Source organism: Thermophilibacter provencensis, from assembly GCF_030372065.1.
Lineage (GTDB): Bacteria > Actinomycetota > Coriobacteriia > Coriobacteriales > Atopobiaceae > Thermophilibacter > Thermophilibacter provencensis_A.
Genome location: NZ_JAUDEA010000014.1, coordinates 1 through 16,123, shown reverse-complemented (window position 1 = coordinate 16,123; position 16,123 = coordinate 1). Strand labels below are relative to the sequence as shown.

9 protein-coding genes are annotated in these 16,123 nt (G+C 66.0%); 8 read left to right on the top strand and 1 reads right to left on the bottom strand.

The features are described 5' to 3' along the window. Positions 1–85 precede the first annotated feature (85 nt). The 6 genes from araA to QUW25_RS08205 all read left to right on the top strand — a co-directional run bounded on the left by araA (position 86) and on the right by QUW25_RS08205 (position 8,889). Positions 86–1,582: an L-arabinose isomerase gene (gene araA / locus QUW25_RS08230; protein WP_289511724.1), complete on the top strand. Its 1,497-nt coding sequence runs from the start codon at positions 86–88 to the stop codon at positions 1,580–1,582. A gap of 96 nt (positions 1,583–1,678) precedes the next feature. Beyond that, positions 1,679–3,283, top strand: a complete 1,605-nt coding sequence (locus tag QUW25_RS08225) for a xylulokinase (protein WP_289511723.1) — start codon at positions 1,679–1,681, stop codon at positions 3,281–3,283. 47 nt (positions 3,284–3,330) lie between these two features. Beyond that, positions 3,331–4,041: an L-ribulose-5-phosphate 4-epimerase gene (locus QUW25_RS08220; RefSeq protein WP_289511722.1), complete on the top strand. Its 711-nt coding sequence runs from the start codon at positions 3,331–3,333 to the stop codon at positions 4,039–4,041. Positions 4,042–4,219: 178 nt separating this feature from the next. Continuing rightward, the gene (locus QUW25_RS08215) at positions 4,220–5,227 is read left to right on the top strand and encodes a substrate-binding domain-containing protein (protein WP_289511721.1); all 1,008 of its coding nucleotides are present in this window, start codon (positions 4,220–4,222) and stop codon (positions 5,225–5,227) included. A gap of 14 nt (positions 5,228–5,241) precedes the next feature. Beyond that, positions 5,242–6,267: a LacI family DNA-binding transcriptional regulator gene (locus QUW25_RS08210; RefSeq protein ID WP_289511720.1), complete on the top strand. Its 1,026-nt coding sequence runs from the start codon at positions 5,242–5,244 to the stop codon at positions 6,265–6,267. Between the two features lie 144 nt (positions 6,268–6,411). After that, positions 6,412–8,889, top strand: coding sequence for a phosphoketolase (locus QUW25_RS08205; protein WP_289511719.1), 2,478 nt, complete (start codon positions 6,412–6,414; stop codon positions 8,887–8,889). A gap of 181 nt (positions 8,890–9,070) precedes the next feature. Here the strand turns inward: QUW25_RS08205 and QUW25_RS08200 are convergent, their stop codons facing one another. After that, the gene (locus QUW25_RS08200) at positions 9,071–10,042 is read right to left on the bottom strand and encodes a serine hydrolase (RefSeq protein ID WP_289511718.1); all 972 of its coding nucleotides are present in this window, start codon (positions 10,040–10,042) and stop codon (positions 9,071–9,073) included. Between the two features lie 465 nt (positions 10,043–10,507). Here QUW25_RS08200 and QUW25_RS08195 point away from each other — a divergent pair, with 465 nt between their 5' ends. Further along, positions 10,508–11,185, top strand: coding sequence for a TetR/AcrR family transcriptional regulator (locus tag QUW25_RS08195; RefSeq protein WP_289511717.1), 678 nt, complete (start codon positions 10,508–10,510; stop codon positions 11,183–11,185). Beyond that, complete coding sequence (locus QUW25_RS08190; protein ID WP_289511716.1) at positions 11,185–15,825, top strand: 2-hydroxyacyl-CoA dehydratase; 4,641 nt, start codon at positions 11,185–11,187, stop codon at positions 15,823–15,825. Before QUW25_RS08195 ends, QUW25_RS08190 begins: the two co-directional genes overlap by 1 nt. The last annotated feature ends 298 nt before the right edge of the window (positions 15,826–16,123 follow it).

Genomic DNA, 16,123 nt, shown 5'->3' with positions numbered 1-16,123 from the left:
GCGGGGCAAGGGGCATTGGGGTGGCGCCGGCATGCTGAGACTCGGATGCCGCGCACCCCTTCAGACCCCCAAGAAAGGAGACGGCATGCTCGAGATCAGGAAGTACAAGTTCTACTTCTGCCCCTGCACGCAAGATCTCTACGGCGACGAGGTGCTGCGTCACGTGGCCGAGCACTCGGCCGAGGTCGTGGCAGCCCTCAACGCCTCTGACAAGGTTCCCTTTGAGGTGGTGCTCAAGCCCAACCTGCTCACGGCGGACGTGATCCAGGCCACGTTTAACGAGGCCAACATGGACCCGGACTGCGCGGGCATCATCACCTGGGCGCACACCTTCTCTCCCTCCAAGAACTACATCGCAGGCCTCACGGACCTCCGTAAGCCGCTCTGCCAGTTTGCGACGCAGTACAACGAGGAGATCCCGTACGACACCATCGACATGGACTTCATGAACGAGAACCAGGCAGCCCATGGCGAGCGCGAGCTCGGGCACATCTTCGCCCGCATGCGCTGGGAGCACAAGGTGGTGTTTGGCTACTGGAAGGACGAGGCGGTTCTCGCCGAGCTCGGCCAGTGGATGCGCGTTGCCGTGGGCGTGAACGAGTCCCGCAACATCCGCGTGTGCCGCTTTGCGGACACCATGCGCAACGTGGCAGTTACCGACGGCGACAAGATCGAGGCGCAGCAGGTCTTTGGCTGGACCGTGGACGCCTGGCCGGTAAACGAGCTCGTTCCCTACGTTGACGCCGTCACGCCGGGCGAGGTCAAGGCCCTCACCGACGAGTACTACGACACCTACGAGCTTGTGCTCGACGGGCGTGACCCGGAGGAGTTCCGCCGCCACGTGGAGGTCCAGGCCGCGCAGGAGATCGGCATCGAGCGCTTCCTCGTGGAGCACGGCTACAACGCGTTCTCCGACCACTTTGGCGACCTCGGCGGCCTCAAGCAGCTGCCCTCGCTCTCCATCCAGCGCCTCATGCAGAAGGGCTACGGCTTTGGCCCCGAGGGCGACTGGAAGACGCCGGCCATGGTGCGCCTGATGAAGGTCATGACCGCCGGCGACCCGTCCGCCAAGGGCTCCGCCCTCATGGAGGACTACACCTACAACCTGGTGCCCGGCAAGGAGGGCATCCTCGAGTCCCACATGGCCGAGGTCGACCCGTCCGTGGCCGAGGGCCCGGTGGCCATTCGCGCCACGCCGCTCTCCATGGGCGACCGCGAGGACCCCGCGCGCCTGATCTTCACCGCAAAGACCGGCCCGGCCATCGCCACCTCCCTCGTTGACCTGGGCAACCGCTTCCGCCTGATCATCCAGGACGTGGACTGCAAGAAGGTCGAGAAGCCTATGCCGATGCTGCCCACCGGCACCGTCTTCTGGACCCCGCGCCCCAACCTCAAGGTGGGTACGGAGGCGTGGATCTACGCCGGCGGCGCGCACCACACCGCGTTCTCCTATGACCTCACGGCCGACCAGATGGTTGACTGGGCGGACGCCATGGGCATCGAGAGCGTGGTCATCGACGCCGACACCACCATCCGCGGCTTCAAGCGCGACCTCAGGCTCGGCGAGGTATTCTACCGCTGACGACGAGGAGCGACGGTCACTTCTCGTCACACGTGAATCGCGGCGGCCGTGTCCTCGCCAGGGGGGCGCGGCCGCCTCACTCAACAAGGAGAACACATGGCACTCACCAAGGAACAGATCATCGAGGAGCTCGAGTCCGGGGCCACGGCGCTGGGCATCGAGTACGGCTCGACGCGCATCAAGGCGGTTCTCGTTGACTCGCAGAACGCGCCCATCGCCATTGGTGCCTTTGACTGGGAGAACTCCCTGATCGACGGCTACTGGACCTACAGCGACGAGGAGATCTTCGCCGGTCTTGCCGCCGCCTACGCGTCCATGAAGGCGGACGTTGCCGAGAAGTACGGCGTCACGCTCAAGCGCGTGGGCGCCCTCGGCATCTCCGCGATGATGCACGGCTACCTGCCCTTTGACGCCGAAGGCAAGCTGCTCGTGCCGTTCCGCACGTGGCGCAACACCACCACCACGCAGGCCGCCCACGAGCTCTCCGAGCTCTTTGCCTTCCACACGCCCGAGCGCTGGAGCGTCTCCCACATCTACCAGGCCGTTCTCAACGGCGAGGAGCACGTGCCCCACATCGCCTTCTTCACCACGCTCGCCGGCTACGCCCACTGGCGCCTCACGGGCGAGAAGGTCCTCTCCATTGGCGACGCCTCCGGCATGTTCCCCATCGACTCCACCACGCACGACTACGACGCGGCCATGATCGCCAAGTTCGACGAGCTCGTGGCCTCCAAGGGCGTTGCCTGGAAGGTCGAGGACCTGCTGCCCAAGATCTTGGTGGCGGGGGAGTGCGCCGGACACCTCACGCCCGAGGGCGCGGCCCTTCTCGACGCCGACGGCGACCTCGAGCCGGGCTGCCCGCTCTGCCCGCCCGAGGGTGACGCCGACACCGGCATGATCGCCACCAACTCCATCGCGCCGCGCACCGGCAACGTCTCTGCCGGCACCTCGGTCTTCTCGATGATCGTGCTCGAGCACGCGCTCAAGGACGCCACCGTGCCGGAGATTGACCTCGTGACCACGCCCGTGGGCGACCCGGTGGCCATGGTCCACTGCAACAACTGCACCTCGGACATCAATGACTGGGTTGACCTGCTCTGCGAGTTCTCCGAGCTCATGGGCACCAAGCTCAGCAAGGGCGAGGTCTTTACCAAGCTCTTCAACGCCGCCCTTGAGGGCGACAAGGACGCCGGCGGTATCGTCTCCATCCCGTTCATCTCGGGTGAGACGGTCATGGGCGTCCAGACGGGCTACCCGATGGTTGTCCGCGGGCAGAACGCCAACTTCTCGATCGCCAACTTCATGCGCATGCACATCATGGCCGCCTTTGGGGCGCTTGCCGCCGGCAACGAGGCGCTGCGCGCCGAGGACGTGAAGATCGACAAGCTCTACGGCCACGGCGGCATCTTCAAGACGCCCAAGGTGGCCCAGAGCCTGCTCGCCGCGGCGCTCGAGGCGCCCGTGACCGTCATGGCCACGGCGGGCGAGGGCGGCGCCTGGGGCCAGGCCGTGGCGGCCGCCTACATGGCGCGCCACGAGGACGGCGAGTCCCTCGCGGACTACCTCAACAACAAGGTCTTTGCGGGCATGGAGGGCACCACGCTCGAGCCCGACCCGGCCGACGTTGAGGGCTACCGCGCCTTCCTCGCCACGTTCAAGAAGGTAAACGAGGCCGAGAAGACCGCCGAGGCCGTGCTGTGATGAAGCGCGACTGCCACTTTTCATCACCCGACTGATTGGAGAAGAACATGATGCTCAAGGAGCTCCGCGAGGAGGTCTACGAGGCCAACATGGACCTGCCCAGGCACGGCCTGGTGGTCTTTACCTGGGGCAACGCCTCCGGGCTCGACCGCGAGAGGGGTCTCTTTGTGATCAAGCCGTCCGGCGTGGACTACGACGAGCTCTCGCCGGAGAACCTCGTGATCTGCGACCTCGACGGCAAGGTCGTGGAGGGCGAGCTCAACCCGTCCTCCGACACCGCCACCCACGCCTACCTCTACCAGAAGTGGGGCGAGAAGATCGGCGGCGTCGTGCACACGCACTCCTCCTGGGCGGTCTCGTGGGCGCAGGCAGGTCGCGACGTGCCCGCCTACGGCACCACGCACGCCGACTACTTCTACGGCCCCGTGCCCTGCATGCGCGGCCTCACCGAGGCCGAGATCGAGGAGGCCTACGAGCTCAACACCGGCAAGGTGATCCACGAGGGCTTCACCGAGCGCGGGATCGACCCCGTGGCGGTGCCGGCCGTTCTGGTGCGCAACCACGGGCCCTTCTCGTGGGGCAAGGACGCGGCGCAGGCCGTCTACCACGCGGTGGTGCTCGAGGAGGTCTGCAAGATGGCCACCCGCACCGAGGCGCTCAACCACGGCGTCGAGCCCGCCCCGCAGTACCTCCAGGACAAGCACTACCTGCGCAAGCACGGCCCCAACGCCTACTACGGCCAGGGCGGCGCCCACTGATCATGACAAAGGTGACAGGGTAGTTTGTCATCATCACCGGGCAGCCCGTCATCAACCGTCCGCAAGCCCGCCTAAAGGGGGTCAGTCCCCTTTTAGGCGGGCGAGGGCGTAACAGTGTTTAGATTTGTTTAATATAGGGGGTGTCATGGCAGCACAGCAAGAGTGGAACCGAGCCCCTATGAGACACTCAGGCGTACGAGAAATCAGCAGGAAAACGGGCTTTTCTCCGGCAACCGTCTCCAACGCGCTCAACCATAAACGCGGTGTTAACAAGGAGACGGCGGCCCTCATCCTGCGCGTTGCGCGCGAGCTTGGCTACGAGCGGCCCGACCGCGTGGAGAACGTCAACTTTGTCTTTGCCCGCAAGTCGGGCGAGGTCCTCGACGAGGGCACCTTCCACCCGGGTGTTATCGAGGGCGTGGAGCGCGCCGCGAGCGCCCAGGGCCTGAGCACCATCTACACCACGATCGAGCTCTCCGACCGGCAGACGGCGGCGCGACAGGCCCACGACCTCACGCACAACCCGGACACCGCCGTGGTGCTCCTGGGCACGGAGATGGCGGAGGAGGACTACGACCTCTTCAAGAATCCCACCGCGCCGTTTGTGGTGGTGGACGGCTGGAGCGACCACCTCTTCTTTGACTGCATCGTCACCTCAAACGAGAACTCCGCCTTCCGCGCGGTGACCTACCTCATCAAGATGGGGCACCGCGAGATCGGCTACATCTACGGCTCGTGCCGGATCAAGAACTTCCCGCTGCGCGAGCGCGGCTGGCGGCGCGCGCTGCGCGAGGCGGGCCTGCCCGTGAACCCCGACTTCTGCGTTGAGGTGGGTACGACGGTGGGCACCGCGCGTGAGGCCATGAAGGCGTGGCTCGCCAAGAACCCGGTGCTCCCCACCGCGTTTTTCGTCGAGAACGACATCATGGCCCTCGGCTGCATGCGTGCTATGAACGAGCAGGGCATACGCATTCCCGAGGACGTCTCGATGGTCGGCTTTGACGACCTCTCCTTTGCGAGCATCGCCAATCCGCCGCTCACCACGATGCGCGTTCCCAACCGCGAGATGGGCGAGCTGGCGGTGGAGACCGTCATCAACCGCATGCGCACCCCGCGCGACTACACGAGCGTGGTCCACCTCTCAACGACGTTCGTGGAGCGGCAGAGCGTCCGCGCGCTCACCTAGGGCGGGGGGCAAACGTGGCCGCCAAGGTGACGCTGAGGGACATCGCGCGCGAGGTTGGCCTCTCGCCGACGGCCGTCTCGCTTGTGCTCAACGACCGCCCGTGTAAGATCTCTGCCGAGAACCGCAGGCGCATCAAGGAGGTGGCGCGCCGGAAGCGCTACATCCCCAACCAGATCGCGCGCAGCCTCGTGACGCAGCACTCCCAGACCGTTGGCCTCGTGGTGCCCAACATCGAGAGCCGGTTCTTCTCGTCCCTTGCGCGGCGCCTGGAGCTGGGGTGCCGCGAGCGGGGTCACGCGCTCTTCATCACCAACTCGGATGACTCCTCGGAAAACGACTCCGGGCTCGTGCGGCAGCTCGTGAACCGCGGCGCGGACGGCCTGTTTGTGGTTGCCTCGGGGGAGTCCGGCACGGACGAGCGCCTGGCGGCGACGCTCTCCCAGCTGCCGGTGCCCTACGTGCTCGTTGACCGCCTGATCGACGGCCTCTCCTGCGACAAGGTGGCCTTCAACAACGAGGCGGGCGGCTACCTGGCGTGCCGGCACCTGCTTGACGCCGGGCATCGCCGGATCGCCTGTCTCGCCAACCTTGCCTCCAACACTGGCCGCGAGCGCGTGGCCGGCTACGAGCGCGCGCTTGCCGAGAAGGGCGTGGAGCCGGACCCGGCGCTCGTGCTCGACAGCACCTACTACATCCCCGCCGCCTACGAGGCCGCCCGCGCCCTTCTGGACACGGACGCCACGGCGGTTCTCGCCACGAGCGACAACATCGCCCTTGGCCTGCTCAAGCGCCTCTATGAGCGGGGGCTTCGCGTCCCGCGCGACTACTCGGTGGTGAGCTACGACAACTCGGCTGTGGACGTGCTCTTTGAGCCCGCGCTCACCTCCATCGAGCAGAACGTGGACGAGCTGTCCGCGGCGGCGCTCGAGCTCCTGTTCCGCAGGATCGAGGAGGGCGCGCGCGGGGAGCTGGGCGAGCCCGAGGAGCGCATCCTCATGCCGCGCCTGGTGCTCAAGGCCAGCGTGCGCACCCTCTCGTGAGCGTCCAAAACGTACCCGGCACAAAGTGGGCGCTCACGAGAAATTCAGGAATTCTCGAGAAGTAAAACGTTTTACTCACGTACACTTGCAATCAAGCTGAAACATTTGCCCCAAAGGGAGGGGCGAAGGACGAAGGGAGCAAGCATGGCACAGCCCGTCATCGGCACCCCGTGGAAGAAGCTCAACGGGGGTGTCTCCGAGGAGGAGCTCAAGGGCGTCGACCGCTACTGGCGCGCGGCGAACTACCTCTCGGTGGGCCAGATCTACCTCCGCAGCAACCCGCTCATGCGCGAGGGCTTTAGCCGCGAGGACGTCAAGCACCGCCTTGTTGGTCACTGGGGCACCACGCCGGGCATCAACTTCCTCTTTGGCCACGTGAACCGCCTCATCGCTGATCACCAGCAGAACGCCATCTTCCTCATGGGTCCCGGTCACGGCGGCCCGGCCGGCACCGCGCAGTCCCTGCTCGACGGCACCTATCGCGAGGTCCGTCCGGACATCACCGATGACGAGGCAGGCCTCCAGAAGTTCTTCCGCCAGTTCTCCTACCCCGGCGGCATCCCCAGCCACTACGCGCCCGAGACCCCCGGCTCCATCCACGAGGGCGGCGAGCTCGGCTACACGCTCTCCCACGCCTACGGCGCCGTCCTTGACAACCCGAGCCTGCTCGCGGTTGCCGTGGTGGGCGACGGCGAGGCCGAGACCGGCCCGCTTGCCACCTCCTGGCAGACCAACAAGTTCATGGACCCGCTGACCGACGGCATCGTGCTCCCGATCCTGCACCTCAACGGCTACAAGATCGCCAACCCCACGATCCTCGCCCGCATCTCCGACGCCGAGCGCGACGAGTTCTTCCGCGGCATGGGCTACCACCCGTACAACTTCGTCGCCGGCTTTGACAACGAGGACCACTCCTCGATCCACCGTCGCTTTGCGGCGCTGCTCGAGGCCGTCTTCGACGAGATCTGCGACATCAAGGCCCGCGTGGCGGCCGGCGAGGCCTCCCGCCCGTTCTACCCGATGATCGTCTTCCGCACCCCCAAGGGCTGGACCTGCCCCAAGGAGATCGACGGCAAGAAGACCGAGGGCTCCTGGCGTGCGCACCAGGTGCCGCTGGCCTCCGCTCGCGACACCGAGGCCCACTTCCAGGTCCTCAAGGGCTGGATGGAGTCCTACAGGCCCGAGGAGCTCTTCGACGAGAACGGCGCCATCCGTCCCGAGGTCACGGACTGGATGCCCAAGGGCGAGCTGCGCCTGGGCGCCAACCCCAACGCCAACGGCGGCAAGCTCCGCGAGCCGCTCAAGCTCCCCGAGACCGCCAAGTACGAGGTCCCCGTCGCCGAGAAGGGCCACGGCTTTGGCGCCGTGGAGGCCACGCGCGTCCTCGGCGAGTACACGGCCGAGCTCATCAACAGTAACCGTGACGCCTTCCGCATCTTTGGCCCGGACGAGACGGCCTCCAACCGTCTGCAGCCGTCCTACCAGGTGACGGACAAACAGTGGTTTGGCGAGGGCACCTACGACGACCCTGCCAACGACGAGCACCTCTCGCCCGTGGGCAACATCATCGAGCAGCTCTCCGAGCACCAGTGCGAGGGCCTGCTCGAGGGCTACATCCTCACCGGCCGCAACGGCCTCTGGAGCTCCTACGAGTCCTTCGTGCACATCGTTGACTCCATGGTCAACCAGCACTGCAAGTGGCTCGAGGCCACCGTCCGCCACATTGACTGGCGCGCGCCGATCTCCGGCCTCAACATGCTGCTCTCCAGCCACGTCTGGCGCCAGGACCACAACGGCTTCTCGCACCAGGACCCCGGCTTCGTTGACGTTCTTCTCAACAAGAACTTCAACAACGACCATGTGGTGAACATCTACTACCCGGCCGACGCCAACCTGCTCCTTGCCGTGGCCGAGCGCGCCTACACGTCTACCAACTGCGTGAACGCGATCTTTGCCGGCAAGCAGCCCGCCCCGACGTGGGTCACGCTCGACGAGGCCCGCGAGGAGCTCGCCACCGGCGCCGCCGAGTGGAAGTGGGCGTCCAACACCGCCGAGGGCGAGGAGCCGGACATCGTGCTCGCCTGCTGCGGCGACGTTCCCACCGGCGAGGCCATGGCCGCGCTCGACATGCTCGACAAGCTGGGCGTCAAGGTTCGCCTGGTCAACGTGCTCGACCTTCTCAGCATCCAGAACGCCTGCGAGAACGACCGTGCCATGTCCGACGAGAAGTTCGTTGAGCTCTTCACGGCCGACAAGCCCGTCCTCTTTGCGTTCCACGCGTACCCCGGCACGATCCGCCGCCTCATCTGGGACCGCCCGAACCACGACAACTTCAACGTCCACGGCTACAAGGAGCAGGGCTCCACGACCACGCCGTACGACATGGTCCGCGTGAACGACATGGACCGCTGGGCGCTCGCCGCGGACGCCCTTCGCATGATCGACGCCGAGAAGTGGGCCGCGCAGATCGACGAGTGGGAGAAGTTCCGCGTCGAGGCCTTCCAGTTTGCCGTCGACAACGGCTACGACCACCCGGCCTTCACCGACTGGAAGTGGCGTGACGCCTCCGACGCCGGCGAGGACATCTCCGCCACGCAGATGACCGCGGGCGACAACGAGTAAGTAGCGCTCGCGTCACACGCACCCCAAGGGCCCGGCCGCACCTCTCGCCAATCGAGACGTGCGGCCGGGTCTGTTTTGCGGGTGTGCGCCGGAATAACGTACATGTACGTTTTTGCGCGTTATTTTGAGATTGCCTGTCGAGAAGTGCGTGTTCCCAGGCCGGCGCCTCTCGGCTGTGACGTCACGCGCCGCACATGGTGGCGTGGGCGGCGTCAAGGGCGTCGATAAGGGGCAGCAGCCCGTCGAGGTTTGAGCTCATCGTGGTCATGATCACCATGACGTAGGGGCCGCTCTCGGAGAAGACCACGCCCGCGTCGTTGGTGGCCACAAGCTCGCCGTTGTCCGGGAACCAGCCGGGCTTGCTCCAGACGTCGCACTTCTCGCGCAGGAGCTCGCCGATGGGGGAGCTCACGGTGCGTGCGAGGTATCCGGCAAGCTCGTTGCCGCCGGCCTCGCCCGAGGTCCCGTAGCGATAGATCTCCTCCCAGACGGCGGCAAGCTCACCTGCGGAAATGTTGGGGTAGTACCAGTAGTCAGCGTCCGCCGCCGCCTCCGGCGCGCCGTGGGCCTGAAGCCACGCGGCGTGCGCGTAGAGGCCATAGGTGTTGATCAGCGTCTCAAAGGCCTCGTTTGAGGAGTTGACCAGGCAGTCCTCAACCGTTGCGGCCATGCTGCCGGCCCCGCCGTTGTTCTCGCAGACCATCGCGCAAAACGAGGCCTTGATGGAGCTTGCGGGGTAGAGGCGCTCGTCGGTGTTGTAGGAGATCTCGTTTCCGGTGGTGAGGTCGCGCATCACCACGCCCACGTGGTAGCCGTCCTCCGCGAGGGCGGCAATCTGGGCGTCTACCTCGGCAAAAGCCGACGTGTCGAGAAACCCCTCGGGTGCGGTCGCGCTCACGCCGCTCTGCGAGGTAGCGTTGGCAACGGGGGCGGTGGTATCAAACGGGGGCTCCTCGGGTTCAGGTTCGGGTTCCGGTTCCGGCTCGGGCTCGGGCTCCGGTTCCGGTTCGACCTCGTCGGCGGTCCGGTCGTATACCTCCACCTGCGGCGCGCGCTGCTCCTCCGGGGCTGCCTGGGGCTCCTGGGCACACGAGCAGAGCGGCAGCAGGCACGCCGCGGCAAGAATGACGGCAAGGATGTGGGTCTGACGCATGGCTGCCTCCCGTTAGGCGCTCGTCTCTCGCACCAGTATGACACTCGTGACACTGGCGTCAGAGCTGAGTGTCACGTGCGCCCGCCCCTTTGCGCTCAAATCCGGATTTGTGCAAAGCGGGCGCTCAATTAAGGGTTTTGAGCGTTGGGGGCGTCTCATGGGTCGCCTTTTCGGGGCGGGGAGCCGCCTGTCCTTCTCGCCAACTGAGGTTTTGTCAGCGAGAAGGACCTCCTTCGTTGCCCCAATGCACAAATCACCCATTTGAGTGCGGCGTTTGCTCAAAACCGGATTTGTGCGTCCTGTCGGTATGACACTCAGCCCTGATGTGACGCTCAGCTCTGACGCCAGTGTCACATCGGCGTGCGTCGCAGCGCGTGGAGAAGTTATGCCGCGCTTCTCGCCGTCCCATTTCTGCACAGGTTGTGCAATACTACGCAGGCTGTGAAATATCGGAGAAGGGACTCCATGCAGGAATGCGTGCTCAGCACCGATCGCAGGAGCGTCCGCACCCGGCGGGCCCTGCGGCGCGCCCTCGCGGATGAGATCCTTGCGACGGGCGACCTCTCCCGCGTCACCGTCACGGCGGTGACCGAGCGCGCCGGCGTCACGCGGCGCACGTTCTACTCCCACTTCAAGGACATCCCGGACCTCGTCACGCAGATCGAGGACGAGACCCTCGCCGAGCTCAGGGCCCCGCTCGAGCGCCTTGCGGCCTGCCACCTGGACGACCTGCGCTCCGCGCTCGCCCATGGCGCCCCGGCTCCCGGCGCGGAGGGGCTGCTCACGGCCGTGCGCGACCGCGCGGACTACCTGCGCCCGCTCCTGGGCAACGGCGGCGACCCGGCCTTTGCCGAGCGCATCAAGGCCCTCGTCTACCAGGTCATCGGCACGCGCGCCCTCGACGGGCTGGACCTGCGCGCCCTGGGCCCGCTCTTTGACTACTACCTCACGTTTGCCATCTCCGCTGAGGTCGGCGTGCTCCTGCGCTGGCTCGACGGCGGCTGCCGCGAGAGCGTGCCCATCATGGCGCGCCTCATGACGGCGCTCATGTTCGTACGCCCCGGCGACCTCTACGACAACCCCATTGACCTCGACATTCCCAGCTTCGCCCTTGCCGCGATGTGCTCCGAGGAGGACAACTGATGACCGATAAGACCGCCGCATCCATCCAGGCCGAGAAGAGCGCCCGCCAGCCGCTCGAGCTCAAGGCGGACGGCGCCGAGCTCTCCCCGGCGCGCCGCACGGACTTTAGCCACGCTCACCTGCGCCTGGGCATCGACGTGGGCTCCACCACCGTCAAGCTCGCCGTCATCGACGACAATGACAACCTCGTCTACGCCAACTACGAGCGCCACCACACGGACATCCGCGCCACGGCAAAGGAGCTCTTCGCCCGCGCGCGCAAGGTGATCGGCACGGCCCCCATGCGCGTCTCCATCACCGGCTCGGGCGGCATGCTGCTCGCCAACTGGCTGGGCCTGGAGTTTGTCCAGGAGGTCATCGCCTCCAAGCGCGCCGTGGAGACCCTCATCCCGCAGACCGACTGCGCCATCGAGCTGGGCGGCGAGGACGCCAAGATCATCTACTTCGATAATGGCATCGAGCAGCGCATGAACGGCACCTGCGCCGGCGGCACGGGCGCCTTCATCGACCAGATGGCGTCCCTGCTCCACACGGACGCCGCGGGCCTGAACGAGCTCGCCAAGGACGCTACCCAGATCCACCCCATCGCCTCGCGCTGCGGCGTCTTTGCCAAGTCCGACGTCCAGCCGTTGCTCAACGAGGGCGCAAAGCCGTCCGACATCGCCGCCTCCATCTTCCAGGCCGTGGCCAATCAGACGGTCTCCGGCTTGGCGTGCGGCCACCCCATCCGCGGTCACGTGGCGTTTCTCGGCGGCCCGCTCCAGTACCTCTCGGAGCTCCGCAAGCGCTTCTACATCACGCTCAACCTGGACGACGAGCACATCATCGTGCCGGAGAACGCGCACCTCTTTGTGGCCACGGGCGCGGCCCTTGCCGGCGAGTCCGAGAAGTACGTGACCTTTGACGAGGTCATCCAGTTGCTCGAGAACCTGAAGGACACCCAGGGCTCCGAGGTCGCGCGCCTGGAGCCGCTCTTTGACTCCGAGGAGGACTTCCAGGAGTTCAAGGAGCGCCACGACAAGCAGGTGGTCCCCAAGGGCGACCTCGCCACGTACCAGGGCCGCGTGTTCATCGGCATCGACGCTGGCTCCACCACGATGAAGTGCGCCGTGGTGGGCGAGGGCGGCGAGCTGCTCTACACCTGGTACGGCAACAACAACGGAGACGTCCTCGGCACCGCGCGCCACATCATGGACGGCATCTACGACCGCCTGCCCAAGGGCTGCACCATCGGCCACGTGACCACCACCGGCTACGGCGAGCAGATTCTGATAGAGGCCCTGCGCGCCGACTCCGGAGAGATCGAGACGGTCGCCCACCTGCGCGGTGCCAAGGCCTTTGTCCCGGACGTGCAGTTCATCCTGGACATTGGTGGCCAGGACATGAAGTGCCTGCAGGTTAAGGACGGCGTCATCGAGCACATCATGCTCAACGAGGCGTGCTCCTCGGGCTGCGGCTCCTTCATCGAGAGCTTTGCCGTCTCCATGAACATGACCGTCCAGGAGTTTGCGCAGGCGGCCACGCGCGCCAAGAGCCCCGTGGACCTGGGCTCCCGCTGCACCGTCTTCATGAACTCCCGCGTCAAGCAGGCGCAGAAGGAGGGCGCGACCATCGGTGACGTGGCGGCCGGCCTCTCCTACTCCGTCATCAAGAACGCCCTCTTCAAGGTCATCAAGCTGCGTGACTTCGATGAGATCGGCCAGTGGTGCGTGGTCCAGGGCGGCACCTTCATGTCCGACGCCACGCTGCGCGCCTTTGAGAAGCTCACCGGGCGTGACGTCATCCGCCCGGACATCGCGGGCTGCATGGGCGCCTACGGCGCGGCCCTTCTCGCCCGCGACCGTGCCGGCGCGTATGGCACCTCGCAGGTCCTCTCCCGCGAGGACATCGACAACCTGCAGGTCAAGCACACTAACGTCCACTGCGGGCGCTGCTCCAACAACTGCCTGCTCACCATCAACGACTTTGGCGGCGGCCGTCGCTTCATCACGGGCAACCGCTGCGAGAAGGGCGCGGGTGGCTCCAAGGCCAAGAAGAACGAGGCACCCAACCTCTTTGACTTTAAGAACAAGCTGCTCTTTGACCGACCGGTGCTCCCCGCCGACGAAGCGCCCCGCGGCACCGTGGGCATCCCGCGTGCCCTCAACATGTACGAGAACTACCCGTTCTGGCACGCCTTCTTCACCAAGCTGGGCTTCTCGGTGGTGCTCTCCGACCAGACCTCCGCGGCAACCTACGACGCCGGCATCGAGTCCATGCCGTCCGAGAGCGTGTGCTACCCGGCCAAGCTCTCCCACGGCCACATCATGAACCTCATCGAGAAGGACCCGGATTTCATCTGGATGCCGTGCATCCGCTGGGAGCGCCAGGAGGACGACGGCGCCACCAACCACTACAACTGCCCGATCGTCATGAGCTATCCGCAGGCGCTCGGCCTCAACGTTGACGAGCTCGGCCAGGGCTCCAAGATCGAGTACCTCTCGCCGTTCATCCCGTATGACAAGAAGAAGGAGCTCAAGCGCCGCCTCTACGAGCTCGTCTCCGAGCAGCGCGAGAAGGACGCGGCGGATGGTCGCGGCCGCGTGCGCGGCGAGCACATCACCCGCAAGGAGATCGACGAGGCCGTCAACGCCGCCTGGCAGGCCGACCTTGAGTTCAAGGACGCCATGCACCGCGCCGGCGACGAGGCCCTGCGCTGGATCGAGGAGCATGACGCGCACGGCATCGTGCTTGCCGGCCGTCCCTACCACAACGACCCGGAGATCAACCACGCCATCCCCGCGCTCGTGCACTCCTTTGGCTTTGCCGTGCTCACCGAGGACTCCGTTGCGCACAAGATGAAGCCCGAGCGTCCCATCCGCGTCATCGACCAGTGGATGTTCCATAGTCGTCTCTACCGCGCCGCACGCTTTGTGGCGTCCAGGAACGACCTCGACCTCATCCAGCTCTTCTCGTTTGGCTGCGGCCTTGACGCCCTCACCACGGACCAGGTCCAGGAGATCCTTGAGGCCTCGGGCAAGATCTACACCGTCCTCAAGATCGACCAGGTCTCCAACCTGGGCGCCGCGCGCATCCGCATCCGCTCCCTCATGGCCGCCCTCACCGAGCAGCGCGAGGAGCTGCGCCGCGCCGCCAGCCAGGGCAAGGTCCGCGAGGTCGAGCCCGTGGGCGTCCACAACGCCGACGGCTCGCTCGAGCGCGCCCGCACCACGCAGGAGGGGCGCGTGCCAGTCTACCGCGAGGCCGCCAGCGCCGCCTTCGAGAAGGTCCGCTACACCGAGGACATGCAGAAGGCCGGCTACACCATCCTCGTGCCGCAGATGGCGCCGATCCACTTTGACCTCATCGAGGAGCTCTTCAAGAGCTCCGGCTACAACGTGGTCCTGCTCCCCTCCGTGGACCAGGGCGCTGTTGAGGCCGGCCTCAAGTACGTCAACAACGACATCTGCTACCCGTCCATCCTCGTGACGGGCCAGATCATGGAGGCGGTGCTCTCCGGCAAGTACGACCTCTCCCGCCTGGCCGTGATCATCACGCAGACGGGCGGCGGCTGCCGTGCCACCAACTACATCGCCCTCATCCGCAAGGCACTCAAGGACTCCGGCCACCCGGAGATCCCGGTGATCAGCCTGACCGCCGCCTCCGGCCTGGACGAGAAGAACCCCGGATTTGACGTCCTCAAGAAGCCGGGGCTCCTCATGAAGGCCGTGAACGCCCTGCTCTACGGCGACCTCATCATGCAGCTGCTCTACCGCGTGCGCCCCTACGAGGCCGAGGCGGGCTCCGCCGACGCGCTCTACGACCGCATGATGGCCGACGCCAAGGGCACCATCGTGGCGGGCGGCTCCAAGCGCTTCTATGACCTCTGCCAGCGCACGATCGACGCCTTTGAGGCGCTGCCGCTCGTGAACGACCGCTCCAAGCCGCGCGTGGGCGTGGTGGGCGAGATTCTGGTCAAGTTCCACCCCACGGCCAACAACCAGGTGGTCAAGGTCATCGAGCAGGAGGGCTGCGAGGCCAACGTGCCCGGCCTTGTGGACTTCTTCCTCTTTGGCATGACCAACGCCATCAACACCAACGCCGAGCTGGGCACCAAGGCCACGAGCCGCGCCACCCACATGGCCGGCATCAAGCTCATCGAGGGCCTGCGCGAGCCCATCAACAAGATGCTCGCCAAGACCACGCGCTTCCAGACGTACCCGGACATCTTCGAGCTGGCCGAGAAGGCCGAGCAGGTGCTGTCTCTCTGCAACACGATGGGCGAGGGCTGGCTGCTCACGGCAGAGATGTGCGACCTCATTGAGACCGGCACGCCCAACATCGTGTGCTGCTCGCCGTTTGCGTGCCTGCCCAACCACGTGGTGGGCAAGTCCGTGATCAAGCGCCTGCGCCAGATGCACCCCGAGAGCAACATCGTGGCCGTTGACTACGACCCCGGCGCCTCCGAGGTGAACCAGCTCAACCGCATCAAGCTCATGATCTCTGTGGCCAAGGAGAACTTCCGCGAGAACCGCTCCGGCGGCTTCAAGCTGGAGAATCCCGACGATCCCACGTACGGTGGGGAGGACTACGGCCCCATCCACCTGAGCGACGAGCAGCTCGCCCAGCTCGACCGCGCCAAGGCCGCGGCGCGTAGCTGACGTCAGGGTTGAGTGTCATGATCGGCGCCGTCGGGCCGCGTGTCCGGCGGCGCCTTCTTGTGTGAGGGTCCTTCTCGCCTGAGCGTTGGTCCGCGTCCCCGCTTGGGGCGGATTCAAGTTTGCATTGCACCACCACCTCCAAGTGGTGGTGCAATGCAAACTTGAATCCGCCGGGCTCGGCGGCGAGAAGGACGTGGCTTTGGCTCCTTCCACGGCGGTGCGGCATAAAACCTTTGCCCCAAAACCTCCCCGGGCGCCCCGGATAAGGCGATCCGCGGGACACGAGAAGGGCCAAAAC